Annotated in this window: 21 protein-coding genes; 10 read left to right on the top strand and 11 right to left on the bottom strand. The window is 50.3% G+C overall.

Translation table 11 applies throughout. From position 1 onward, the window contains the following. Window positions 1–35: 35 nt before the first annotated feature. The 3 genes from prc to OI69_RS00105 form a co-directional block, all read right to left on the bottom strand. Window positions 36–2,051: a carboxy terminal-processing peptidase gene (prc, locus tag OI69_RS00095; protein ID WP_039344343.1), complete on the bottom strand. Its 2,016-nt coding sequence runs from the start codon at window positions 2,049–2,051 to the stop codon at window positions 36–38. A gap of 19 nt (window positions 2,052–2,070) precedes the next feature. Next, a complete protein-coding gene (gene proQ / locus OI69_RS00100) occupies window positions 2,071–2,838 on the bottom strand; it encodes an RNA chaperone ProQ (protein ID WP_039344347.1) in 768 nt (255 codons plus the stop codon). A gap of 84 nt (window positions 2,839–2,922) precedes the next feature. Beyond that, window positions 2,923–3,429 carry a GAF domain-containing protein gene (locus tag OI69_RS00105; protein ID WP_039344351.1) on the bottom strand — a complete coding sequence of 169 codons (507 nt, stop codon included), beginning with the start codon at window positions 3,427–3,429 and terminating at the stop codon, window positions 2,923–2,925. Between the two features lie 290 nt (window positions 3,430–3,719). Between OI69_RS00105 and yebS the strand changes: the two genes are divergently transcribed. From yebS to OI69_RS00125, 4 genes are all read left to right on the top strand, one after another. Continuing rightward, window positions 3,720–5,000: a membrane integrity lipid transport subunit YebS gene (gene yebS / locus OI69_RS00110; RefSeq protein WP_039344354.1), complete on the top strand. Its 1,281-nt coding sequence runs from the start codon at window positions 3,720–3,722 to the stop codon at window positions 4,998–5,000. A 2-nt stretch (window positions 5,001–5,002) separates the two neighbouring features. Next, on the top strand, window positions 5,003–7,642 hold the full coding sequence (locus tag OI69_RS00115; RefSeq protein ID WP_039344356.1) for a PqiB family protein: 2,640 nt from the start codon (window positions 5,003–5,005) through the stop codon (window positions 7,640–7,642). A 127-nt stretch (window positions 7,643–7,769) separates the two neighbouring features. Continuing rightward, window positions 7,770–9,224 (top strand): 16S rRNA (cytosine(1407)-C(5))-methyltransferase RsmF, encoded by a 1,455-nt coding sequence (rsmF, locus tag OI69_RS00120; protein WP_039344359.1) that lies wholly within the window; start codon window positions 7,770–7,772, stop codon window positions 9,222–9,224. A gap of 125 nt (window positions 9,225–9,349) precedes the next feature. Then, the gene (locus OI69_RS00125) at window positions 9,350–9,541 is read left to right on the top strand and encodes a YdfD/YebW family protein (protein WP_039344362.1); all 192 of its coding nucleotides are present in this window, start codon (window positions 9,350–9,352) and stop codon (window positions 9,539–9,541) included. A gap of 19 nt (window positions 9,542–9,560) precedes the next feature. Here OI69_RS00125 and OI69_RS00130 read toward each other — a convergent pair whose 3' ends face one another. After that, window positions 9,561–10,256 (bottom strand): extensin-like domain-containing protein, encoded by a 696-nt coding sequence (locus tag OI69_RS00130; protein WP_039344625.1) that lies wholly within the window; start codon window positions 10,254–10,256, stop codon window positions 9,561–9,563. A 370-nt stretch (window positions 10,257–10,626) separates the two neighbouring features. Here OI69_RS00130 and OI69_RS00135 point away from each other — a divergent pair, with 370 nt between their 5' ends. Together OI69_RS00135 and OI69_RS20315 are read left to right on the top strand one after the other, a co-directional pair. Further along, window positions 10,627–10,854 (top strand): YdgH/BhsA/McbA-like domain containing protein, encoded by a 228-nt coding sequence (locus OI69_RS00135; protein WP_039344365.1) that lies wholly within the window; start codon window positions 10,627–10,629, stop codon window positions 10,852–10,854. 190 nt (window positions 10,855–11,044) lie between these two features. Continuing rightward, a complete protein-coding gene (locus tag OI69_RS20315) occupies window positions 11,045–11,353 on the top strand; it encodes an excalibur calcium-binding domain-containing protein (protein WP_072034233.1) in 309 nt (102 codons plus the stop codon). Between the two features lie 252 nt (window positions 11,354–11,605). Here the strand turns inward: OI69_RS20315 and cspG are convergent, their stop codons facing one another. The 3 genes from cspG to ftnA form a co-directional block, all read right to left on the bottom strand. Next, window positions 11,606–11,818 carry a cold shock protein CspG gene (gene cspG / locus OI69_RS00140; RefSeq protein WP_010275831.1) on the bottom strand — a complete coding sequence of 71 codons (213 nt, stop codon included), beginning with the start codon at window positions 11,816–11,818 and terminating at the stop codon, window positions 11,606–11,608. Window positions 11,819–12,373: 555 nt separating this feature from the next. Next, complete coding sequence (locus tag OI69_RS00145; protein ID WP_080752581.1) at window positions 12,374–12,730, bottom strand: YebY family protein; 357 nt, start codon at window positions 12,728–12,730, stop codon at window positions 12,374–12,376. A gap of 259 nt (window positions 12,731–12,989) precedes the next feature. After that, the gene (gene ftnA / locus OI69_RS00150; protein ID WP_039344368.1) at window positions 12,990–13,496 is read right to left on the bottom strand and encodes a non-heme ferritin; all 507 of its coding nucleotides are present in this window, start codon (window positions 13,494–13,496) and stop codon (window positions 12,990–12,992) included. A gap of 372 nt (window positions 13,497–13,868) precedes the next feature. On the opposite strand from ftnA, the gene OI69_RS00155 reads away from it, so the two are divergent. Then, complete coding sequence (locus OI69_RS00155; protein ID WP_039344370.1) at window positions 13,869–14,099, top strand: DNA polymerase III subunit theta; 231 nt, start codon at window positions 13,869–13,871, stop codon at window positions 14,097–14,099. A 362-nt stretch (window positions 14,100–14,461) separates the two neighbouring features. On the opposite strand, the gene OI69_RS00160 is transcribed toward OI69_RS00155, so the two are convergent. Next, entirely contained in the window at window positions 14,462–16,513 is a 2,052-nt protein-coding gene (locus OI69_RS00160; RefSeq protein WP_039344373.1) for a S9 family peptidase, read from the bottom strand. Between the two features lie 200 nt (window positions 16,514–16,713). Here OI69_RS00160 and purT point away from each other — a divergent pair, with 200 nt between their 5' ends. Further along, the gene (gene purT / locus OI69_RS00165; protein ID WP_039344376.1) at window positions 16,714–17,892 is read left to right on the top strand and encodes a formate-dependent phosphoribosylglycinamide formyltransferase; all 1,179 of its coding nucleotides are present in this window, start codon (window positions 16,714–16,716) and stop codon (window positions 17,890–17,892) included. A gap of 136 nt (window positions 17,893–18,028) precedes the next feature. Here purT and OI69_RS00170 read toward each other — a convergent pair whose 3' ends face one another. Together OI69_RS00170 and zwf are read right to left on the bottom strand one after the other, a co-directional pair. Continuing rightward, complete coding sequence (locus tag OI69_RS00170) at window positions 18,029–18,670, bottom strand: bifunctional 4-hydroxy-2-oxoglutarate aldolase/2-dehydro-3-deoxy-phosphogluconate aldolase (RefSeq protein WP_039344379.1); 642 nt, start codon at window positions 18,668–18,670, stop codon at window positions 18,029–18,031. A gap of 165 nt (window positions 18,671–18,835) precedes the next feature. After that, window positions 18,836–20,311, bottom strand: a complete 1,476-nt coding sequence (gene zwf / locus OI69_RS00175; protein ID WP_039344382.1) for a glucose-6-phosphate dehydrogenase — start codon at window positions 20,309–20,311, stop codon at window positions 18,836–18,838. A 383-nt stretch (window positions 20,312–20,694) separates the two neighbouring features. On the opposite strand from zwf, the gene OI69_RS00180 reads away from it, so the two are divergent. Then, on the top strand, window positions 20,695–21,564 hold the full coding sequence (locus tag OI69_RS00180; RefSeq protein ID WP_039344385.1) for a MurR/RpiR family transcriptional regulator: 870 nt from the start codon (window positions 20,695–20,697) through the stop codon (window positions 21,562–21,564). Window positions 21,565–21,822: 258 nt separating this feature from the next. Next, a complete protein-coding gene (gene pyk / locus OI69_RS00185) occupies window positions 21,823–23,265 on the top strand; it encodes a pyruvate kinase (protein WP_039344388.1) in 1,443 nt (480 codons plus the stop codon). A 103-nt stretch (window positions 23,266–23,368) separates the two neighbouring features. On the opposite strand, the gene lpxM is transcribed toward pyk, so the two are convergent. After that, window positions 23,369–24,346, bottom strand: coding sequence for a lauroyl-Kdo(2)-lipid IV(A) myristoyltransferase (lpxM, locus tag OI69_RS00190; RefSeq protein WP_039344390.1), 978 nt, complete (start codon window positions 24,344–24,346; stop codon window positions 23,369–23,371). Window positions 24,347–24,463 lie beyond the last annotated feature (117 nt).

The raw sequence follows: 24,463 nt of genomic DNA on the forward strand, positions 1-24,463 counted from the left end.
CGCTTGATGATTTCAATCTCACCGATCGTAGCGTATTACTCTTTCTGTTCCTGCGCTAAATCATTAGCGATTTTTACCGTCTCATCCAGATAAGGATCGGGAGCCTGATAATCTTTCGGCAGATCTTCCAATGTTTTGAGCGGTTTCTTACCTTCTTTCGCCAGTCGATCGTTAATCCGATTCAGGCGCATCGCTTCATCATCGTCATTTTCTTTCTCGCGCTGAACGAGGTTGAGCGAGACGAGATTGCGCTTATCCTTCATCGCGTTGTAACGGGCGATATCTTGCGCGACATACTGGAACTCAGGATCTTTGGCAATGCGCTCCTGATGGTGCTCATTCAGCGCGCTAATCAGCGCCTTCAGATCGCCGCTCTTGGTGTAGCTGGCCGCTTTAATGCTGTCCCACGGTAGCGCGTTGTCTTCAAACTTCTCGCCAGTATCGACCGTCTCCGTGCCAGTAGGCATCATCACGTCAGGCGTTACGCCTTTCATCTGCGTACTGCCGCCGTCAATACGATAGAACTTCTGAATCGTATACTGAACAGAACCCAGCGCAGGCCAGTCAGGGCGCAGCATCTGATCGTAAATACGATTCAGCGAACGATACTGCTGTACAGTGCCTTTACCAAACGTCGGTTCACCCACGATCAAGGCGCGACCATAATCCTGCATAGCCGCCGCGAAAATCTCGGAAGCAGAAGCACTGAAGCGATCGACCAATACCACCAGCGGGCCTTTGTAATACACAATGCCGTCAGTGTCGCTGTCTTCACGCACTTTGCCATTATTATCACGTACCTGAACCACCGGGCCGCTTGGAATAAACAGGCCGGAAAGCCCTACCGCTTCCGTCAGCGCGCCGCCGCCGTTAGTCCGTAAGTCAATCACAATGCTGCTGACGTTCTGTTTTTCCAATTTCTGGAGCTGAACTTTGACGTCATCCGTCAGGCCGACATAAAAGCCGGGGATATCCAGCACGCCGACTTTATCCTTGCCAACCGTCTTAACAGACATTTTCACCGCACGGTCTTCAAGACGAATACGTTCGCGCGTTAACGTGACGATACGGGTTTTCGTGCCTTTACCCGCAGGCAGGATTTCCAGACGCACTTTACTGCCTTTCGGTCCTTTGATCAGCGCGACCACATCGTCCAGACGCCAGCCGATCACATCGACCATCGGCTTGCCATTTTGACCAACGCCAACGACACGGTCGCCGACGGTAATATTTTTACTCTTCGCCGCCGGACCACCAGGCACCATAGAGTTAATCATGGTGTAATCGTCATCCATTTGTAATACCGCGCCAATCCCTTCGAGCGACAGGCTCATTTCGGTATTGAATTGCTCGGTGTTACGCGGTGACAGGTAGCTGGTATGCGGGTCAATTTCACGCGCAAAGGCGTTCATGACAAGTTGGAAAACATCTTCGCTGTTGCTCTGTGCCAAACGGCGGATCGCAAACTGGTAACGCTTGGTCAGCGTTTCTTTGATGTCTTTATCATCTTTGCCGGTCAGCTTTAGGCTGAGCCAGTCATATTTGACCTTGGCATCCCACAGGCGGTTAAGTTCCCCCGTATTCTGCGGCCAGGGCGCTTTGCTGCGATCAAGCTCAAACGTTTCATTGCTCGTCAGATCCACCGGTTTATCCAGCAGTGACAAGGCATATTGGAAACGCTCAAACCGGCGCTTCTGCGCCAGATTATACAGCGCGTAAGGAATGTCTAACTGACCGGATTTCAGCGCATCGCCCAATTGGGCTTTCTGCCCGGAAAATTGCGCCACGTCCGAGGCCAACAGCACATTGTGGCTGTAGTCCAACATGTTGAGATAGCGGTTAAATATCTTCTCAGAGAACTGCGCATCCAGCATAAACTGGCGATAGTGCGAACGCAGGAAACGTGAGGCCACCCGGTCGCTAACGGTGGCATGCTGAGGTTCCTGATGGAGCTGAGGAATCTGCTCAACGCGCGTAATATTTTCATTTGCAAAACTCGAGCCCGCCAGCAGTAAACCTGCGATGGCGGTGATTCTGACTAAGTTGTTCATGCCCAGGTTGGCCTCCGTATCAGAACTGCAAATGTTCTGCGCGTACAATCATTGCCAGTCCAGAAGCCAATTGTACTCTGACTTCGCCTTTGGCAATTTCAAGCACGGTGGCGTCCATGGCGTCTTTGCCAGCTCTGACTTTGATTTCCTGACCGATTTGCAGTTTGGAAACATCCGTAACCGCAACCCGCTGACGCTCATTGCTGGCAGATTCTGCCTGACGCGCTTGAGCATTCGCTGATTGCTGAGAAGAGGACTGCGATTGGTCGGAAGACGGTTTACGTGGTGCACGGTGTTGAGACGCATTATTTCGAGACGAATTGTTTCGAGATGCACTGTTTTGCGATACATCGCGACGCGGTGCGCGTTTCTGAGCGGGACGAGGGGTACGCGCCGCTTCTGCCGTTTCTCCGGCTGCTTCACGTTTTTTCGCCTGTTGCTCGGCACGCTGAGCCTGAACTCGCGCTTTCGCTTCTTCCAACTGCGTGCGAGCATGATCAACATGCTGCTGTTCCAACTCACCACATGGATTACCATCCAGATCCACACGTTGGGCACCCAATTTTACACCATACAGATACCGCCAGCTTGAGGTGTAAAGGCGCAGTGCAGAGCGCAATTGCGTCTTACTGACGTTATCAGACTCCGGTACACGCTCAACAAGATCCTGAAAGATACCGATCTTTAACGGACGCGTTTCGCCTTCAAGGGTGAAACAAAGCGGGAACCGCGCAGCCAAAAAGGCAATGACTTCTTTACTACTGTTCAACTTAGGTTGATTTTCCATGAAATTTCCTGATTACAACGGGTTTGCCAACCGACGCAGGCATGAACAGGCGTCATTATAATGACGCCATCGGCAATTGCCACGTTAACCTTGTCTCAACGTGAGAGAATTGATGAATGTCATCACATCACTCGCTTCCAGTTGAGCACAAAGTACGCTAACTACGGCCTTCAGCCCTTCTTCATCATCCGCGTCGAAACGCTGATAAAGGGGACTGTCAATATCCAGAACGCCAATCGTTTGCCCGTTAACAACAAGCGGTAGCACGATTTCCGCATTACTCGCGGCATCACAGGCGATATGACCAGAGAACGCATGGACATCATCCACACGCTGAATGCGATTTTCAGCTATCGCAGTACCACATACACCTTTACCCACCGGAATACGCACACAGGCAACCTTGCCTTGAAAGGGTCCCAGGAAAAGTGTGTCGTTATCTAACAAGTAAAAACCTGCCCAGTTAACCCCATCCAAACGCTCGAACAGCAGCGCACTGCTGTTTGATAACATCGTAATAAAACGGTTTTCATCCGCGATAAGCGATGACATATCGCGAATGAGATCCTGATAAAATTCTTGTTTGTTCATAAAGTATATCGTTGTCTTTTCAAAACCATGCGGATCGATCCCACACAAACTGCATAAGCCTCTATTACAGAATGCCATAAGATGAACGCCTTCGCGCGGAGAATCATCCGCTTTACGGTATCGTTACCGTGCATATCGTGCTACTTCCACCTACAAAATAATATAGAGCAACGATCAGAGCCTTATTATCAATTTATCATTCAGTTAGCCTTCAGTTACACTAAATAGCTGTGAATACGTTATCCATCGTGAATATAACGGGACTCAATGCCAACCGGATCGCAGGAAAGATGAAAATACAGAATATAGCCAGCCCTGCGCCGTATCCTTCTCCCCGTCCACCGTTAGCCGATGGTACGAAAAAGGCGGTATCGACTATCGATCGCTACCACCGCTGCCCGGAATGCGATGCCTTTTTTGCCCTGCCGTCGTTGAAGCGAAACCAGACGGCAAACTGCCCACGCTGCGATGCCAAAGTCAGCTCCGGCAGAGACTGGTTCATTTCCCGGCTTGCAGCAATGGCCGTGGCCATGTTGGTACTCATGCCGTTCGCGTTCACTGAACCGTTGATCAGCATTCGTCTGCTCGGCGTCACCATCAATGCCAGTCTGTTTGAAGGTATTTGGCAAATTACTCGACAAGGGCACCCGCTCACGGCAAGCATGGTCGCCTTTTGTACTGTCGGCGCACCGCTCACGCTGGTTTTTTCTCTGCTATACCTGTTTTTTGCCCCGCGGATCGGTATGAACCTGCGCCCCATCCTGCTCATGTTGCAACGGCTAAAAGAGTGGATGATGCTGGATATTTATCTGGTCGGCATGGCTGTCGCTGCAATCAAAGTCCGTGAATTCGCGGATGTTCAGGTTGGTAGCGGGTTGGTCGCTTTTCTCGCGCTCATGATCTTAAGCCTGCTGACGCTTATTCACTTAAATACCGACCAGCTTTGGCAACGGTTTTATCCGCGCATGAGGCCATTGATTTCACCAGAACGCTATCGCATCTGCCTGTCCTGCCATTTCACCAGTTCGCCTGATAATCGAGGACGCTGCCCCCGTTGTCATATCCCGCTTCGTTTACGCCAGCGGCAAAGCCTGCAAAAATCCTGGGCAGCACTCATTGCGTCCATCATTTTACTGTTCCCCGCGAATCTGTTGCCCATATCGATTATTTATGTCAACGGCGCACGCACAGAAGACACCATCTTCTCCGGCATTCTTTCACTCGCCGCAGGGAATATTCCGGTCGCGCTGGTGGTGTTTATCGCGAGTATCCTGGTGCCATTGACTAAAGTAACTGTGTTATTCGGGCTGCTGCTGAGTATCCATCTTCGGTCAGAAAGCAGCATAATGATGCGTATGAAGATGCTACGTGTTATTCGTTGGATCGGTCGCTGGTCCATGCTCGATTTATTTGTGATCGCTCTGACGATGTCACTCGTCAACCGCGATCAACTCCTCGCCTTTACCATGGGGCCCGCTGCGTTTTACTTTGGTGCAGCGGTGATTCTCACTATCCTTGCTGTCGAATGGCTGGATAGCCGACTGATGTGGGATAACACTGATGTGGAATAACAATGCAAGATAATACGTCTGGAACACCAACGGAAGCGACGGTGAAAAACAAGCGTCGCCTGTCGCCGTTTTGGCTGCTACCGCTGATTGCGCTGATGATTGCAGGTTGGCTGATTTACACCAATCAGCAGGAGCGAGGCGCGACGGTGACCATTGATTTCGTCTCCGCCGACGGTATTGTCGCCGGGCGTACGCCCGTGCGCTATCAGGGGGTGGAAGTCGGCACGGTACAGAATATCAAGTTGAGCGAGGATCTGCGTACCATACAGGTTGAAGCCAGCATCAAAAGCGATATGAAGGAAGCCCTGCGCAGCGGGACGCAATTCTGGCTGGTTACCCCTAAAGCCTCTCTTGCTGGCGTATCAGGATTGGATGCGCTGGTGGGCGGTAACTACATCGGTATGATGCCCGGCTCCGGCGATCCCCAAGAGCACTTTTCCGCACTGGATACCCAGCCTAAATACCGTGTGAATACGGGAGAATTACTGATTCATCTCCATGCCGATGACCTTGGGTCATTGAATACCGGATCGCTGGTTTACTACCGTAAAATTCCAGTAGGGAAAGTCTACGACTACACTGTTTCTCAGGATCGCCGCGGTGTGATGATTGACGTACTGGTTGAACGCCGTTTTACCCATCTGGTGAAGAAGAATAGTCGCTTCTGGAATGTGTCCGGTTTTAACGCAGATATCAGCGTCAGCGGCGCAAAAGTTGAGATGGAGAATCTGGCGGCCTTGGTTAACGGTGCGATTGCGTTCGATTCGCCGGAAGAGAGCGAGGACGCGAGTGCCGAACAATCTTACCGCCTCTACCCCGATCTGGCACAGAGCCAGCGCGGGGTGAAGATCACGCTGGATTTACCGTCGGGCGATAGCCTATCCGAAGGGCGCACACCGTTGATGTATCAAGGGCTGGAAGTTGGCACGCTGAATAAAATCATCCTGAACCCAGATGATGGTAAGGTCAGCGGGGAACTGATCATCGATCCTTCCGTGGTGTCACTGATGCGCGAAGGCACGCGTATTGAACTCAGCAAACCGCAATTTTCGCTCAGTGACCTGAATGTGTCACGCCTGCTCAGCGGCCCGACGCTGACGCTCATCCCCGGTGAAGGCGAACCACGCCAGCATTTTGCCGTGCTGGACAGCGGGCAACAGCAACTCGCCCAGCCCGGCGCGCTTTCTATTCAGCTTACAGCAGCACAGAGCTATGGCATTGATAGCGGTCAACCTGTGTTGTTACACGGCGTACAGATCGGTCAGGTCGTGAAGCGCACGCTGGATGAACAAGGCGTCAGCTTTATTTTGGTGATCGAGCCGCGATATCGTCAGTTATTGCATCGTGACAGCACATTCATCGTTAACAGCCGCGTGAATGTGAAGATGGGGCTGGATGGGATTCAAGTGCTGGGTGCCAGTGCACAAGAGTGGATCAGCGGCGGTATTCAGGTTTTACCAGGCAGCAAAGGTGATGTTCAGGCGCGCTACCCGCTGTTCAGCGATCTCGAAAAAGCCGAAGAAGGCATTCGCGGTTCTGCCCCTTCACCAACCCTCACGCTGGTGACCGATAGCCTGCCGGATATTCAGGACGGTTCCATCGTGCTGTATCGTAAATTCCAGGTCGGCGAAATCATGCGGGTGCGTCCCAAAGCGGATACCTTTGAGGTTGATGTTTATATTCGTCCCGAACATCGCAAGTTGCTGACAGAAAACAGTGTGTTCTGGGCAGAAGGCGGCGCACGCGTGCAATTAAACACCTCGGGTCTGACTGTGCAGGCTTCCCCGCTGAATCGGGCGCTGAAGGGGGCAATCAGTTTTGATAATCTGGAAGGCGCACCGGAAATTAAGGGCGGCAAACGTGTCCTGTACAACAACGAGACAGCGGCACGCGCCGTGGGAAGCCGCATCATTCTGCGCACCTACGATGCCAGTAAACTCGCGCCGGGTATGCCAATCCGCTATCTGGGTATCGATATCGGCCAGTTGGATTCGCTGAAACTGTCCGAACAGCGTAATGAGGTGCTGGTTCAGGCCGTACTCTATCCTGAATATGTACGTAACTTTGCCCGTTCTGGGACGCGCTTTTCCGTCGTCACGCCGGAAATTTCCGCCGCAGGGGTGAATCATCTGGAGACACTGTTCCAGCCGTATATCAACGTCGAACCGGGCAACGGCAGCGTAACGCGCAATTTTGAGCTACAGCAGGCCACCATCTCCGATTCTCGCTATCAGGACGGCCTGAACATCAGCGTTGATGCGCCGGAAGCCGGCGCGTTGCAGGTCGGTACGCCAGTGCTATTCCGTGGCATCGAGGTGGGTACGGTAACCGGGCTGTCACTTGGCACGCTTTCCGATCGTATCGCTGTGTCGCTGCGTATCAGCAAACGCTATCAGCATTTGGTGCGCGACAATTCCGTATTCTGGTTGGCTTCTGGTTATAATCTGGAGTTCGGCCTGACGGGCGGTGTCATCAAGAGCGGAACCTTCCAGCAGTTCATTCGCGGTGGTATCGCTTTCGCCACGCCGCCGAGTACGCCGCTAGCTCCCAAAGCGCAGGAAGGAAAACACTTCTTGCTGAGGAACGAAGAGCCTAAAGAGTGGCGACAATGGGGTACGGCAATTCCGACGCCCCAACAATAATTAGCGTTCACATCTGACAGGGCGGCAAGCGTCGCCCTATCGTTTTCACGCTATCGATGAAAGATCCGTGCTACACTGCGCCGCTTCTTCCCCTCGTTTGACTGAATAACCTGTACGGAACCACGTCGTGGCAAAATTTACCCCAGCCAACCTGCCTGCTGAATTTCTCGACACGATGCGGGACATCATGCCTTCATCGCTGTCGATGGAAGATTTCATCGCCGCTTGCCAGCGCCCGTTACGCCGGAGCATCCGCGTCAATACATTAAAAATCAGTGTTGATGATTTTCTTCAACTCGTGCAGCCCTATGGCTGGCAGCTTGAACCGATCCCCTGGTGTCAGGAAGGATTCTGGCTGCTGAATGCAGAAGAGGAAAACACGCGGTTAGGCAATACGCTGGAACACTTGAGCGGGCTATTCTACATTCAGGAAGCCAGTTCTATGCTGCCTGTCAGCGCCCTGTTTCATCGTAACGATGCACTGGAAACGGTTTTGGATGTCGCGGCTGCACCAGGTTCCAAAACGACGCAGATCGCAGCACGGATGAATAATCAAGGGGCCATCATCGCCAACGAGTATTCAGCCAGTCGGGTAAAAGTGCTACATGCCAACATCAGCCGCTGCGGCGTCAGCAATACTGCGATGACGCACTTCGACGGGCGCGTTTTCGGTGCCGCACTGCCGGAATATTTTGATGCGATACTGCTGGATGCCCCGTGTTCAGGTGAAGGTGTCGTACGTAAGGATCCGGCGGCGATGAGCCACTGGTCACAAGAAAGTATTACCGACATTGCCGCTACACAGCGTGACCTGATTCTGAGCGCGTTCCATGCCCTGAAGCCGGGCGGCGTGATGATTTATTCCACCTGTACGCTGAATAGTCAGGAGAATCAGCAGGTCTGTCATTGGCTACAGGCACAGTTCCCTGATGCATGCGAATTCGAATCGTTAGGCGACCTCTTTGCCGACGCTGAACGCGCCACAACGGAAGACGGTTTCCTGCACGTTTTCCCGCAAATTTACGACAGCGAAGGCTTCTTTGTTGCCCGTTTGCGGAAGACAGCCAGCGTACCGCCACTGCCGCGTCCTGGCTATAAAGTGGGTAAATTCCCGTTCTCTCCCGTCGCGCCCAAAGATTGCACGTTACTCACACAGGCAGCACGTAAGCAAGGTATCCACTGGGATGAGACGCAACTTCAGTTGTGGCAGCGTGATAACGAGATCTGGCTTTTCCCTACAGCGCTGACCTCCGCTTTTGGCAATATCAAATTCTCACGGATTGGTATTAAACTCGCCGAACGCTTCCCTAAAGGTTTCCGCTGGCAGCATGAAGCGATTATCGCGCTGGCCGATCCGCATGCGAACAATGCCTACGCCCTGACCGAGCGTATCGCCTGTGAGTGGTTTCAGGGCAAAGATAGCTACCCGGATCCGCTTCCTACTGCGGATGAGTTGATTTTAACTTACCAGAGCACGCCCGTTGGCCTGGCAAAACGCATCAGCAGCAGGATAAAAAACAGCCTACCGCGCGACTTAGTACGGGATGGCGCGTCTTCTGCACAGCCGCGTTCTAAAGCATAACTGCGGTTTCTGCATCAGGTGGCGATAAAACCACCTGATGAACCGCCCGTCTCTCCTTTCCCCGCTGATTCTCATCTACAATTATTCTGACAGATAGTGAAGGTCGGTAATGTCTGGAGAGCATCATGTTTGCATTAGTGATATTTGTTTGTTACCTCGGGCATGGCTGCGATGATTTGGTCGCTGGCGCCTACAACACCGAAGCGCAATGTCTACAAGCGATGGACGAACAGCGCCTGCGCCGCGCGGGCTGCTTCCCCATCGAGGAGTACATTGATGGCTTCTGGATCCCCGCCCAGGAGTACGCTGATTTCTAGCTTTCCCACCTGACTCATCTCATCGACATACGCCAAAACCGTGCATGCCAAAGTGAAAGTGATTCGCATGTGCGGCGTTGTATTCCGGCCCCAGCGAGTTACCGAAAAAGCGACAGCTTTCCCTGAACGTGGTGCGCAAATAGCTCCCGCGATCGTCCGTTGCCGACCACTGATTCAGGACGCTAACCTGCCGTCCATCAGCAAGACGAAAGGCAGCGATATCCCACGCGTCAGCCGTCGCATGTTCACTCAAACGCCCTTCCGGCCGATGATAGACATTGCGACAAGCGTAGCTACCCATATGCTCAATACGTGCCAACGACGTACCAAGAGCCTGAGCCTGCGGCACCGCGACCTGCGCCACAAACATCGTGCTACTCAGCGCCAATGGGCAACTTGCCAGAAAGCTGGAACTGAGCGTGACGGTGCCAAAACCTTGCACTCGCACGGGCGACGCCACCGGGCATTGCCCACTGATATCATTGGCCTCGGAGAAACGTAACCATCCGTTTTCCTGCGCCTGTTTTAATACCGCCAGGCAGGCTTCAGAATCGCTGGCGACAGATTTCATTTTCAGTCGGGTAATAAACGTGGGTGGGTCATCGACAGACAGCGGAGAGAAGGGATCGTAACCGGGGGGAAGTTGACGCAAGATCCAGGGAGACAGAGCCACGAATACCCCGAGTATCACCGCAACGATCAACCATCCCCGCATCAGCATGTGTCCCCCGATTATTTTCTTCTCCTGAAGAATATTATGCTATTAATGCGAATTCGGTCGTTTTCAGCCGCTCAATAGCCGCATCGCTTCTTTACCCACACCCTGCTTTTTGCAATACGCTTTGCATCGTCGCCATCAGACGGTTGGCTGAAATCTGCATATCTCTTCCCTTCATCGACTACTTTATGATGCACAGAGTTCATCCTACTGCGGAACAGGACTGAATGGCACAACCAATAAAGAACAATATTTTTGAAAAAGAATAACAAATCTCTCTGATATTCATTGCCAGAGCATGGCGCTATCATTCTTCACATCAAGGCAAACAGCCTAATTAACCCAATAAAACGTGAAGGAATAAATCATGAAAAGCATCAAAAATTTTATCGCAGTTATCGCACTTTCTACTTTATCTTTCGGCGCGTTTGCTGCACAAGAAATCGCGACGGTTTCTGTTAGCGGTGTAAAAACGTTAGACGCTTTCGAAGCACAGGTCGCTCAAAAAGCGAAAAAAGCGGGTGCGTCGTCATATCATATCGTTTCCGCAACAGGTAACGATCAATTACGCGGCACCGCGATTTTGTACAAATAATCGTGCCAGACGTCAGGGAGCCTCAGGGCTCCTCTGTCGTATGACTCGCAACCCTGTTCCCGCCTAGCCTTTCTGTATCTCGTTCAATGTAGTCGCCATCCCCCCCATCCAATAATGAAGAGTTATTAATCATTATACGTCATCAAAGATGATAGGCTGACCTTAATACAAGTCTTTCATGGATATCTCGATGAAAAGGACGCTCTTCGTCATTTTACTGTCTACCGCATTCTCTTTCACTACTCAGTCAGTATCGTCCTATCAGTATGATCATGATGGGGATAACCAGAGAACAAGGAAAATAAAAACAGAAGGTCGAAAACAAAAAGAAAATCGATTTGTTTGCGATGGCAGACAATATTGTAGCCAGATGAATTCCAGAGAAGAGGCCTCTTTTTTCATTCAAAACTGTCCGAATACGAAAATGGACGGTGATAATGATGGGATTCCTTGCGAAAACGACTCACGTTTTTCCCCAATTAAACCCTGGCAGCGTTAACTACCTTATAAGCATATTGTGCTTCATGAATTTAAAAAATGCGCGATTGAAAAATCGCAGTTTAGTGACACCCAAAGCTTGAAGTATAAAAAATTCCGCAGCAAATCAAGATACTTGATAAACAAAAACCCCCAGCATTACGCCAGGGGTTCTCAGCATTTTTCTTGACTGCTCAGGTTTAACCCATCATCGGTATCGCAAGAAAGATATCACTTTAATTTTTATAGTACTGCTTTATTACAACGCTGCTTTTTATAATGCAACAACGTTGCCAGCAGCCGGGCCTTTCTGACCATTTTCAATGGTGAACTCAACCTTTTGGCCTTCGTCCAGCGTTTTGAAATCGTTGCTCTGGATAGCAGAGAAATGTACGAATACATCTTTGCTGCCGTTATCAGGAGTAATGAAACCAAAACCTTTACCCGCGTCAAACCATTTTACTAAACCAGTCATTTTATTAGACATAGAAATTACCTTAATTTGTATAGCGCCTTCCGGCAAATAGGGCCTGTGCACAGAATTTAATTAGCAACGATAAGAAGGCTCAAAAGAAGGGATATCTATGGATAGCACTTGGAAATGAGAACTGCTTTACTAAACTGCTTTTAGGTCTGCGAATCAAACCGACAGCCCATTAACGCATGTATAAATATCTTTAGCAAGGTATTTATTTTTTAATTGTTTAAAGACCCTATCCGAGACTAAATTCACTGTTACTGAAAAATGTAACATCACGAAGATAGCGGTTTAGACGCTGTTTTTCATTCGTTGACGCCTTAAATCAAAAAAAGACCGAATACGATTCCTGTATTCGGTCTAGGGAAATGGCTCTTGGGAGAGCCGTGCGCTAAAAGTTGGCATTTATACAAGCTGTACTAGCCCTGTAGATTGAAGCTTAGCCAACTCCAGCGCGTTTTCCAGTTTCAGGTTGCTCGCAATTATCACAAATGGAACAGATTTCACACTTTATGTTAACCACAAAGAATCAAATAATTAACATTAACAAACAAATCAATCACTTCATGATTTGGCATCTGGCTGACACAGTTGCTCGGCACGTTCGATAAATGGCTGGAGGCTTTTTTTCTGACCGGGATGTTTAGGATCGTCCAACCAAATGGCGTCTATCGGCTGCGCGCTCACCTGCCCGGACTTCATCTGCGCAATAGCCACATCATTCAACGGATATTGCATCAGCGTCCCGGTATGCAAAGCGTACAGCGCATTACCAGGGCGACAAATCAATTGAACCTCTTCACGCGTGAAAGCCCAGCGTTCGCCGTACTCCAGTCGGCTGATATTTGCCAATTTAGCGGCGGCAAAAGCATTCACAGAAAGTGAGGTCAGCACGATAGATAACAAAAATTTCTTCATCATGGTATTCCCGACATACGTATTCAGACAATGATGTGTGTGAGTTTTGAGCCTTATCCGAATCAGAGAAAGACAGCACAAACCTTATAAAACAGAATGTTGTATATCACGACTGACGCGATCATAACGACAGCGAAGGATGAAGTCGAGCATGAAGTCAGGAATCACATCGACAGCGCAGTGTAGGCAGACGTTTCAGAAGGGATAACGCGGGATACCGTAATCCTTATCCCGCGTTATTTATTGGTCGACAGGAATGCCGTTAGGCTGATGGAGCCGCCGCAGACATTTTTTTCAGATCTTGATCGATGAAGAACAGGCCACCTTCGCTGGCTTTGACCAACGCCAGTTTGTCCAGAATAGAGCGGAACAGTTTCTCTTCTTCATGCTGCTCGGCAACGTACCATTGCAGGAAATTGAATGTAGAGTAATCCTGTAACGCCATCGCCGCATGTGCCAGCTCATTAATCTTTGCTGTAATCAACTGCTCGTGTTCATAGGTCAGTTTGAAGACATCAGCCAATGAATCGAAATCAATAGGCGGTGCCTCAATCGCACCTAACACAGGCAGGCTTCCGGTATCATCCAGATAGTCAAACAGACGCTGCATGTGCTGCATTTCTTCTTGAGAGTGCGTCTTCAGGAAACTGGAAGCCCCTTCAAAACCTTTGTCACCGCACCATGCACTCATTTGCAGATACAAATTGGCGGAATAAAACTCCAGATTAAGTTGCTCGTTCAGTTTCTGAATCATTTCTTTTTTTAACATTTTAACTCCCTATTTTTCTGGCAGGTGAAATTATTTAGCGCATTATGCCTGAAAAAATAAAATAAAAAACACTTTATTAACACCAATCGAATGAAAACAAAATAACCATTAAAAACAATAGGTTAAATTTAAATTTATTGATATTCATTATCAATTGAGAATGAATTTTAATAAATTATTGCGAATCATTTTTATTATCAAATAATAACAAAAACGATCTGGGATAGTGATATATATTGGTATTAAAAATGATTCCCATTCCGTAATGGGAATCATAAACATCCACATAGAAAGGCGAACACTTGCCATTTTCTTGTTGCTACTTTACCGTGGCACGCATCAGTGTGTGGTCAATAGGCAGGAGAAAGCGGTATGGGACATAATCTGGCAGAACTGTCCAAAGAGGAAATGGATAAAGTTAACGTCGATTTGGCGGCGTCAGGCGTTGCCTTCAAAGAACGTTACAATATGCCGGTCATTCCAGAGGCCGTTGAGAGAGAACAACCCGAACACCTGCGCAATTACTTTCGTGAACGCGTGATGTTTTATCGTCAACGCTCGCTACAGTTCTCGCGTTTACCCTACGAACCCAAGGCTAAATAGCCTATCCCATCATTCCAGTCTGCGCCCGTGGAAAACATCTCTTTCCACGGTTTACATTCTTACACAGCAAAAATGATTTTTCGCTTGCATATCGCCCAGCACAGGAGGTTAATGGAGTGGCAACCTAACCTTTTATTTATCAAGCGAGGCAGGATATGAGTAAAGGACTGGATAGCAAAAAGAACAGTAAGAAGAAGCCGCTAAAAACGGCGGCTGAAAAACGAGCGGATAAAAGAGCAAAGAAAACGCAGGCTGATATTACCTAAGCACTGATAATCGACACCTTGATAACCAAAGTAATACGCCATGCCGATCGGGTAAACCCGAAAATGGGTTTACCCTCATAGCCGCAGTTTTTAGCCTTATTCCTCGCCTTCCTCCATCTTTGCAAGCACCATCAGCAAGAAAGCATATTCCAGCGCAATATCATCATAACGTTTGAAACGACCGGATTTCCCGCCGTGCCCGGCGTCCATATCGGTGTATAGCAGTACGAGGCGCTCATCCATTTTGACTTCCCGCAATTTCGCCACCCACTTCGCCGGCTCCCAATACTGCACCTGAGAATCGTGTAAGCCAGTAGTCACCAACAAATGCGGGTAACGCTGTGCAGTAACGCCGTCATAGGGGCTATATTGTTTGATGTAGTCATAGTAGATTTGGGCATTCGGGTCGCCCCACTCATCATACTCTCCGGTCGTCAACGGAATCGACTCATCCAACATCGTCGTCAGCACATCAACAAAGGGAACCTGAGCGACCGCGCCTTTGAACAGATCGGGTGCCATGTTCACTACCGCACCCATCAATAATCCACCAGCACTGCCTCCCATGGCGAACATGTTTTTCCTGTCGCCGTAGCCCTTTTCTATCAATGCCTGAGACACATCAATGAAATCCGTGAAGGAGTGCATTTTATTGAGCAACCGGCCATCGTCATACCACTGCTGCCCCAATTCCCCCCCACCACGAATATGCGTTAAGGCAAAGACAAACCCTCTATCCAGCAGACTCAGGCGGCTCACACTGAAATCGGGATCCAGACTATGGCTATAAGCGCCATAGCCGTAAACCAATAGGGGATTCTGACCGGGGCGGAAATGATCGCGGTGATAAACAAGGGAAACCGGCACCTCGACACCATCACGAACCGTGATCCATAGACGTTCGCTCCGGTAATTATCCGAAGAAAAATCTTTCACTTCAGCTTGTTTAAGTAACTGCTGTTCGCCCGTATCCAGATTCAGTTCATACTGCGTGCTGGGGGTTGTCATGGATGAATAGCCATACCGCATCAATGCCGTGTCTGGCGTAGGGTTGTACGACAGCCACGTTACGTAGCTCGCGTCATTAAAGGCGATCGTTTTTTCTTCCTGCGTATGCCAGTGAATCTGGCGTAAGCTGGTCAAACCACGCTCTCTTTCTTCCACCACCAGCCAGTCACGGAAAAGTTCAAAACCTTCCAACACGCGGCTTTCACTCGGCGCAATCAGCGTTTCAAGCGCGTGTTCATCGGGCTTATCCGAACGGTAAAGACCAAAGTTTTTTCCTTCTCGGTTGGAACGTAAATAAAACTTACCCTGATAGTGATCGATGCCATATTCGTGATCTTTCCGGCGTGGAATACAGACCTGTGGCACAGCATCCGGGAGCGTCGCATCAAGCAATAACACCTCCGTCGTCGTGGTGCTACTAAGATAAAGGGTGATGTAATGCTCTGATGTGGTTTTACTCAGGCTGACATAATAGGTGTCGTCTTTCTCTTCATACACCAACTCATCCTGCGTCGGATCGCTGCCTAGCCGGTGGCGATAGACCTGATAGGGCAGCAGCGTTTGCGCATGCTTGCGCACGTAGTAAAGCATCGTTGAATCTGCCGACCATTCAGCACCCGCGGTCACATTCTCGATGACATCCGGTAGCCACTCACCACTGTTCAGATCACGAAAACGTAGTGTGTACTGCCGACGAGATAAAAAATCCTCCGAAAGTGCCAGCAGCGCGTTGTTCGGACTCATCTCAAGCGCGCCAAGACTGTAAAACTCATGTCCCTCCGCGCGTTGATTGCCATCCAGCAACGTTTCCCACGTTTCGGTTTCCTGCTCAGGCTGACGCCGATAGATAGCGTACTCTTTATCTGCATCATAGAGGCTTTGGTAGCGATAGCCTTTTCTGACATATGGCACAGACATATCCGTTGAGGGGATCCGTTTAACCATTTCGTCATACAGCGCTCGTTTACATGCCTCATGAGGCGCCATGATGGCTTCACTATAGGCGTTTTCCTGCTCCAAATACGCCAACACCTGCGGATCGGCACGCTGGTCATCACGCAGCCAGTAATAGTTGTCGATACGCGTATCGCCATGTGTACTCATCACATGCGGTCTTTTTTCAGCTTGCGGTGTCTTCATCGCGTCGGATCTCGTTGTCTTGACATAAAATTTTCACTCTGCAAGAAGAGTGGCACGATTGCTCTGCAATGCCAAGCCACACCGCAGTCTCTTGCTGCGCTTTTGCGCACCGCATTCCAATCCATGCCCTCTTTAATGCGTACGCAAACGTTTTCGTTTATACTGCGGCCATTTTTCACAACCCGTTCAGGTATAAGGTCATGTTAACGATTGGAACCGCCCTGCGTGCGGATGCTACACGAGTGATGCTGCTTGGCTCCGGTGAATTAGGCAAAGAAGTAGCGATTGAGTGTCAGCGCCTTGGCATCGAAGTCATTGCGGTCGATCGCTATGCTGATGCGCCCGCGATGCAAATTGCGCACCGCAGCCACGTCATCAATATGTTGGATGGCGACGCATTAAAAGCGTTAGTTGAAGCCGAGCGTCCTGATTATATCGTGCCGGAAATTGAAGCCATCGCTACCGACATGCTGGTGATGCTGGAAAAACAGGGGCACCATGTTGTTCCCTGCGCCGAGGCGACACGTCTGACGATGAACCGTGAAGGAATCCGTCGTTTGGCAGCCGAAACGCTCGGCGTTCCGACCTCCACCTACCGCTTTGCCGACAGCGAAGAGCGCTTTCGTCAGGCCGTAGACGCGATTGGCTACCCCTGTATTGTTAAACCAGTCATGAGTTCATCGGGAAAAGGACAAAGCCTGATTCGCACCGCTGATCAGGTAGATAAGGCGTGGCATTATGCCCAACAGGGTGGACGTGCGGGCGGCGGGCGCGTCATCGTGGAGGGATTGGTTAATTTTGACTTTGAGATCACACTGTTAACCATCCATGCAATTGACGGTATTCATTTTTGCGCCCCCATCGGCCATCGACAGGAGGATGGCGACTACCGTGAATCCTGGCAGCCACAGCAAATGAGTACGCTGGCACAAGAACGCGCGCAAAAGATGGCCAGCGATGTCGTGAAAGCGCTCGGTGGCTATGGCCTGTTCGGTGTTGAACTGTTCGTCTGCGGTGACGAGGTTATCTTCAGTGAAGTCTCCCCTCGACCACATGATACCGGCATGGTGACGATGATTTCTCAGGATCTGTCCGAGTTTGCCCTGCACGTTCGCGCTTTTCTGGGGTTACCTATTGGCACCGTTCGTCAGTATGGTGCCGCCGCTTCCGCCGTCATTTTACCGGAGTTGGCGAGCAATAACGTACGCTATCAGGGGCTGGAAAGCGCACTACTTCCTCATACGCAAATTCGCCTGTTTGGCAAGCCGGATATCAGCGGTAAACGTCGTATGGGCGTTGCGTTAGCCAGCGCGGAAACGACGGACGATGCCGTTGAGATTGCTAAGCGCGTCGCAGCGGGCGTAAAAATCAGCGGTTGATGCGTTGATTGCCGTTCGGGTGAGATATCACTGACAGCCTACGGAACGGCAACGACCCGCAGAGGACGGACAAGGATGTCAGTCATAAAAAAGGCCACTCGCAGTGAGTGGCCTTCGTCATTCAATAATGCGCAACTTAGGCTTTCGCACCGGCAACGGCTTCACGCGCCAGTTCGGTAATACGTGCGTAATCGCCGCTTTCCAGCGCGTCGTTCGGCACGAGCCAGGAACCACCCACGCACAGCACGCTTTTCAGCGCCAGATAGTCACGGTAGTTATTCGGCGTAATGCCACCGGTTGGGCAGAAACGGATTTGAGCAAACGGACCTGCGATCGCCTGGAGCGCTTTCACGCCGCCGTTCGCTTCCGCTGGGAAGAATTTGAACTCACGTAGGCCGTAATCCATACCCAGCATCAGTTCAGACACGGTGCTGATGCCTGGAATCAACGGAATATTGCCTTCCGTTGCCGCTTTCAGCAACGGCTCGGTCAGGCCGGGGCTGATAGCAAACTGGGCACCCGCTTCCACTACCGCCGCCAGTTGCTCAGGATTTGTCACCGTACCCGCGCCTACGATAGCTTCCGGTACTTCTTTCGCAATCGCACGGATCGCGTCGATGGCACAGTCGGTACGCAATGTCAGTTCCAGAACGCGAACGCCGCCCGCAACTAACGCTTTTGCCATCGGCACCGCGTGTTCCAGTTTGTTGACCACAATCACAGGAACAACAGGACCCGTTGTCAAAATCTGTTCCGCGCTCGTTTTCCAGTTTTTCATCAAAAATTATCTCCAGTCATGCCCTAAGGCACCATTAATTATATAGCGCGCCCCTGCCACAGGGATCTGCGTTGCCGCAGATGTCCGACCGCACCGTTAGCCATACATTAAAACTGTGGAATGCCGGATCTCCTCGGCATTCCAATCACTGATTTTTATCAAAAATTACTCAAATTCATTCCAGGAACGACCATCGCGGGTAATCATCGCCACGGATGCCACTGGCCCCCAGCTTCCAGCCTGATATGGTTTCGGCGCGTCATTGTCCATACCCCATGCATCCATAATGGAATCCACCCATTTCCAGGCTTCTTCGACCTCATCACGACGGACAAACAGCGCCTGAATCCCACGCATGGTTTCCAGCAGCAGACGTTCGTAGGCATCAGCCAAATGTTGTTGATTAAAGGTTTCCGAGAAGCTCAGATCCAGCTTCACCGTTTGTAGGCGATGCTTGTGCTCTAATCCCGGGATTTTATTCAGAATCTGGATTTCTACGCCTTCATCCGGCTGCAAGCGAATGATCAACTTGTTCTGCGGTAATTGCTGGTAAGAATCATGGAACAGATTCAGCGCAGGGTTCTTAAAGTACACCACAACTTCGGAACATTTCGTCGGCAGACGTTTACCGGTACGCAGGTAGAACGGCACGCCGGACCAGCGCCAGTCATCAATATCAACACGGATCGCAACAAAGGTTTCCGTGCTGCTGCTTTTGTTCGCGCCCTCTTCTTCCAGATAGCCCGGCACCTTATGCCCCTGAACAAAACCAGAGGTATATTGGCCGCGTACGGTCGTTTCATGCACGTTGGAACGGTCAATGCGACGCAGTGAGCGCAGTACTTTCACTTTCTCATCACGAATGCGATCCGTCGTCAGATCGGACGGCGGCGACATCGCAATCATCGTCAGAATCTGTAACAGATGGTTCTGGATCATGTCGCGCATCTGGCCGGCTTGATCAAAATAGCCCCAGCGCCCTTCAATCCCGACTTCTTCGGCTACCGTGATCTGCACATGGTCGATAGTCCGGTTGTCCCAGTTTGAAGAGAACAGCGAGTTGGCAAAACGTAGCGCCAGCAGGTTCAGAACGGTCTCTTTACCCAAATAATGGTCGATACGGTAAACCTGACACTCATTGAAAAATTCCGCGACTTGATCGTTAATGACGCGAGAAGACGCCAGATCGGTGCCCAATGGCTTTTCCATCACCACTCGTGCAGGCTCTTTATTTAGCCCTGCGGTTCCTAACCCTTTGCAGATGGCACCAAAGGTGCTCGGTGGCATAGCAAAATAGTTGATCGTGGTACGATTTTTCTGGTCAAGCATTTTGCCCAGTTTGCTGAAGGCTTTCGTGTCTTCCACATCAAGATTGCAGAAATTCAACCGACTGCTTAGCGTTTCCCACAACTTCTCATCAATGGCTTCTTTCATAAAGGTGTCAAGCGCTTCCCGCACGACGCGGGTATACTCCGCTTTATCCCAGTTCGCACGGCCCACACCGATAATTTTGGTGTCTGCGTGGATGTGGCCTGCTTTTTCCAATTGGTACAGGGAAGGCAGCAATTTACGGCGCGCCAGATCGCCCTTGGCACCAAAAATAACCAGATCGCACGCTTGGGCTGTTGAAGTTACCGCCATGTTCATCTCCTCGTTGCAGGATGCTGTAATTTTATTACAGCGATAATGTACTCTTTTTGACTATAGCCAGTAAACCCACCATAAAGATGCCAAATAATGGTCGGCATTGACTGAAAATAAGGTATAAATCGGCTTGTGCAGTGGCTAAAGTCGCTTATGCATTCGCCCTAAAACGAAATTTTTTGTCGTTTCTGACAGTTGATTACTTTTCTGAAAGTTAGACACATGTCATGTTCTGGCAAAAAAAGGGATCAACTTCGCGTGTTGCCCTCTGCAACCGCGACAGGGTCGTAGTATATTTTCACGACTTGCATTTTTTCACGTAATACATGCCAGTTGTACCTTTAGTTGAAATTGGGAAAAACTTACATGGCCCTTGTCGTATGAATATGCTGGAAAAAATTCAGAGTCACCTGGAGCTCTTGAGCAAATCGGAAAGAAAAGTTGCTGAAGTGATTCTGGGCACGCCACAAACAGCCATTCACTCCAGCATCGCGACTCTGGCCAAAATGGCCGACGTCAGCGAGCCGACGGTTAATCGTTTCTGCCGTCGCCTTGAAACGAAAGGTTTTCCTGATTTTAAACTACATCTGGCGCAAAGTCTGGCTAACGGTACGCCCTATGTGAACCGTAACGTTGAAGAAGACGACAGCGTTGACGCCTACACCAGTAAAATCTTTGAATCCGCGATGGCTGGCTTAGAGCAGGTAAAATCCAGTTTGGATGTGGCCGCGGTCAATCGCGCCGTGGACTTGCTGACGCAGGCAAAGAAAATCTCTTTCTTCGGTCTGGGTGCTTCCGCCGCCGTTGCGCATGATGCGATGAACAAATTTTTTCGTTTCAATATCCCCGTCGTTTATTTTGATGACATCGTGATGCAGCGTATGAGTTGCATGAATTCCAGCGATGGCGATGTCGTGGTATTGATCTCCCACACTGGCAGAACCAAAAGCCTGGTCGAAATGGCGCAGTTGGCACGCGAGAATGATGCAACGGTGATTGCTATCACCTCTGACGGCACACCTCTAGCGCGTGAAGCCTCGCTAGCCTTACGGCTTGACGTGCCAGAAGATACCGATGTTTATATGCCAATGGTGTCGCGCCTCGCTCAGTTGACGTTGATCGACGTTCTGGCGACGGGGTTCACGCTGCGCCGTGGGGAAAAATTTCGTGATAACCTGAAACGGGTCAAAGAGGCCTTGCGCGAATCGCGCTTTGATAAAGATGAGCGATTGATGAATCCCTTCAGGTAATAGAGAAGTTTTAGATTGTGCTTTGTGTTTTAGTTATGCCAATAAAAATGAGCGATATCATCTACCCGCCTCATCCCAATATAGCCATAGACTGTGGGCAGGGAAAGAGGATGGGAATGGCCTGTACAGTATGATAATCAGACTCAACACGATGTTCGGATAACGCAGGTGAAATAGTTTTGTTGTAAAGTGACATTTTGCACCGTTATTCAACGCTTAATCGCAACACTACAGCTTCACAAGTGAACGGAGTTATACATGTCCAGACGGCTCAGAAGAACCAAAATTGTCACCACCCTGGGGCCCGCTACCGACCGCGATAATAATCTCGAAAAGATTATCAGTGCGGGCGCTAACGTAGTACGCATGAATTTTTCTCACGGCACACCAGAAGACCATCAATTACGTGCCAACAAAGTGCGCGAAATTGCGGCTAAATTAGGCCGCCACGTTGCCATTCTTGGCGATCTACAGGGTCCAAAAATTCGGGTTTCAACCTTCAAAGAAGGTAAAATTTTCCTGAATGTCGGCGATAAATTCTTGCTGGATGCCAATTTAGCGAAAGGCGAAGGCGATAAAGAAAAAGTGGGGATCGATTACAAAGGCTTACCGAGCGATGTGGTGCCTGGCGATATCCTGTTACTGGATGACGGGCGCGTACAGTTGAAAGTGCTTCAGGTTGAAGGCCTAAAAGTGTACACCGAAGTCACCGTTGGCGGGCCGCTGTCTAACAACAAAGGCATCAACAAGCTTGGTGGCGGTTTGTCTGCCGAAGCGCTAACGGAAAAAGATAAAGCCGACATTATTACCGCTGCCAAAATTGGCGTCGACTATCTGGCGGTCTCTTTCCCCCGTACCGGTGAAGATCTCAACTACGCACGTCGACTGGCACGCGATGCGGGCTGTAACGCTAAGATCGTGTCAAAAGTCGAACGTGCCGAAGCCGTTTGTTCAGATGCAGCAATGGATGACATTATTCTGGCTTCCGATGTGGTCATGGTAGCGAGGGGCGATCTGGGCGTTGAAATCGGCGATCCTGAGCTGGTAGGTATTCAGAAGAAATTGATTCTCCGCGCCCGCCAGTTGAACCGTGCGGTGATTACCGCTACGCAGATGATGGAGTCGATGATCACCAACCCGATGCCAACACGCGCCGAGGTGATGGACGTCGCTAACGCCGTACTCGATGGCACCGATGCAGTTATGCTGTCAGCAGAAACCGCCGCCGGTCAATATCCGGCGGAAACCGTCGCCGCCATGGCGAAAGTGTGTTTAGGCGCGGAGAAAATTCCAAGTATCAATGTCTCCAAGCACCGCCTCGACGTGCAGTTTGACAACACGGAAGAATCCATCGCGATGTCAGCGATGTACGCCGCGAATCACCTGAAAGGGGTGACAGCGTTGATCGCCATGACGGAATCAGGCCGTACTGCGCTGATGATGTCCCGTATCAGTTCTGGGCTGCCGATTTTCGCGATGTCTCGCCATGAGCAGACGTTGAACCTGACAGCACTCTATCGTGGTGTTACACCCGTGCATTTCGATAGCTACACGGACGGCGTAGCAGCCGCGAATGATGCGGTGATTCGACTGCGCGATAAAGGATTCCTGATGTCTGGGGATCTGGTTATCGTCACACAGGGCGACATCATGGGCACCGTTGGCACCACTAACACGATCCGCATCCTACGCGTGGAATAATCCTCACCATAATCTCCCGCTCTATGGCGGATGATTAAGACAGCAAAAAGCCGGACAATTTCTCGTCCGGCTTTTTTATGAATACCGCTATCGATTATTCATTTCACTTCAGATTACGATACAAATCGTCCCGACAATAGGGTTCAATCTCACCCGGTTTACGGGTTTTCAACAGTTTCAGGATCCAGGTGTACTGCTCAGGGTTAGGCCTGACCAGAATCTCCACTTCTTCATTCATACGCCGTGCAATGTAGGCGTCGTCTGCGTCTGCCAAATCATCCATAGGTGGACGAATAAACACATCCAGGCAGCCGTCTTTTGCGTTGTATACCGGGAAAAGCGGCACAATGTCGGCGCGGCACACTTTCATCAACCGCCCGACGGCGGGCAACGTTGCCTTATAGGTCGCAAAGAAATCAACAAATTCGCTGTGCTCAGGGCCGTGATCCTGATCGGGCAAATAATAGCCCCAACACCCTGATCGCACGGAGCTGATAAACGGTTTGATGCCGTCGTTACGAGCATGGATCCGGCCACCGAAGCGACGACGTAACCGATTCCACCAGTAATCCACCAACGCATTCTTCTGATTATGGAACATAGCTGCCATGCGTTGCCCGCGCGAGGTCAGCAACATCGCAGGGATATCTACCCCCCAACCGTGCGGAACCAGGAAAATCACATTCTTCTCTTGATCTTTAAAGCGATCCAAAATCTCTTCGCCATGCCAGCGCACAAATTTTTCGATTTTTTTGGGATCACGAATACCCACTTCCACCATCATGATCATCGACTGAGGGGCTGTCGCAAACATGTCATCAATGATGGCTTCACGCTGTGCCTCCGTTAATTCCGGCATGCAGTACAGCAGGTTAATGCGGGCACGACGACGGGCGCCTTTTGATACTCTCCCGACAAAACGCCCTAGCCCACCCAGCACTGGGTTTCTTAATCGGGCAGGAATATAGGCAGCAAGAGCCATTACACCAACGCCTAACCAAACGCCCCAATAGCGCGGATGAAAAAAGGCGCGTTGAAATTGGGGGATAAATTCAGCGTTCGATTTTTTTTCTTTTTCCATGCCTAAACTCTTCAGATCAATCAATAAACATAATCATAATTGCCGCTCAGCGTTTCGCAAAATCTCTGATAATCGCCTAAAAACACGCCAGCTTGACAACAAAAAATCAGGAACCTG

It is taken from the genome of Pectobacterium fontis (assembly GCF_000803215.1).
Taxonomy (GTDB): domain Bacteria; phylum Pseudomonadota; class Gammaproteobacteria; order Enterobacterales; family Enterobacteriaceae; genus Pectobacterium; species Pectobacterium fontis.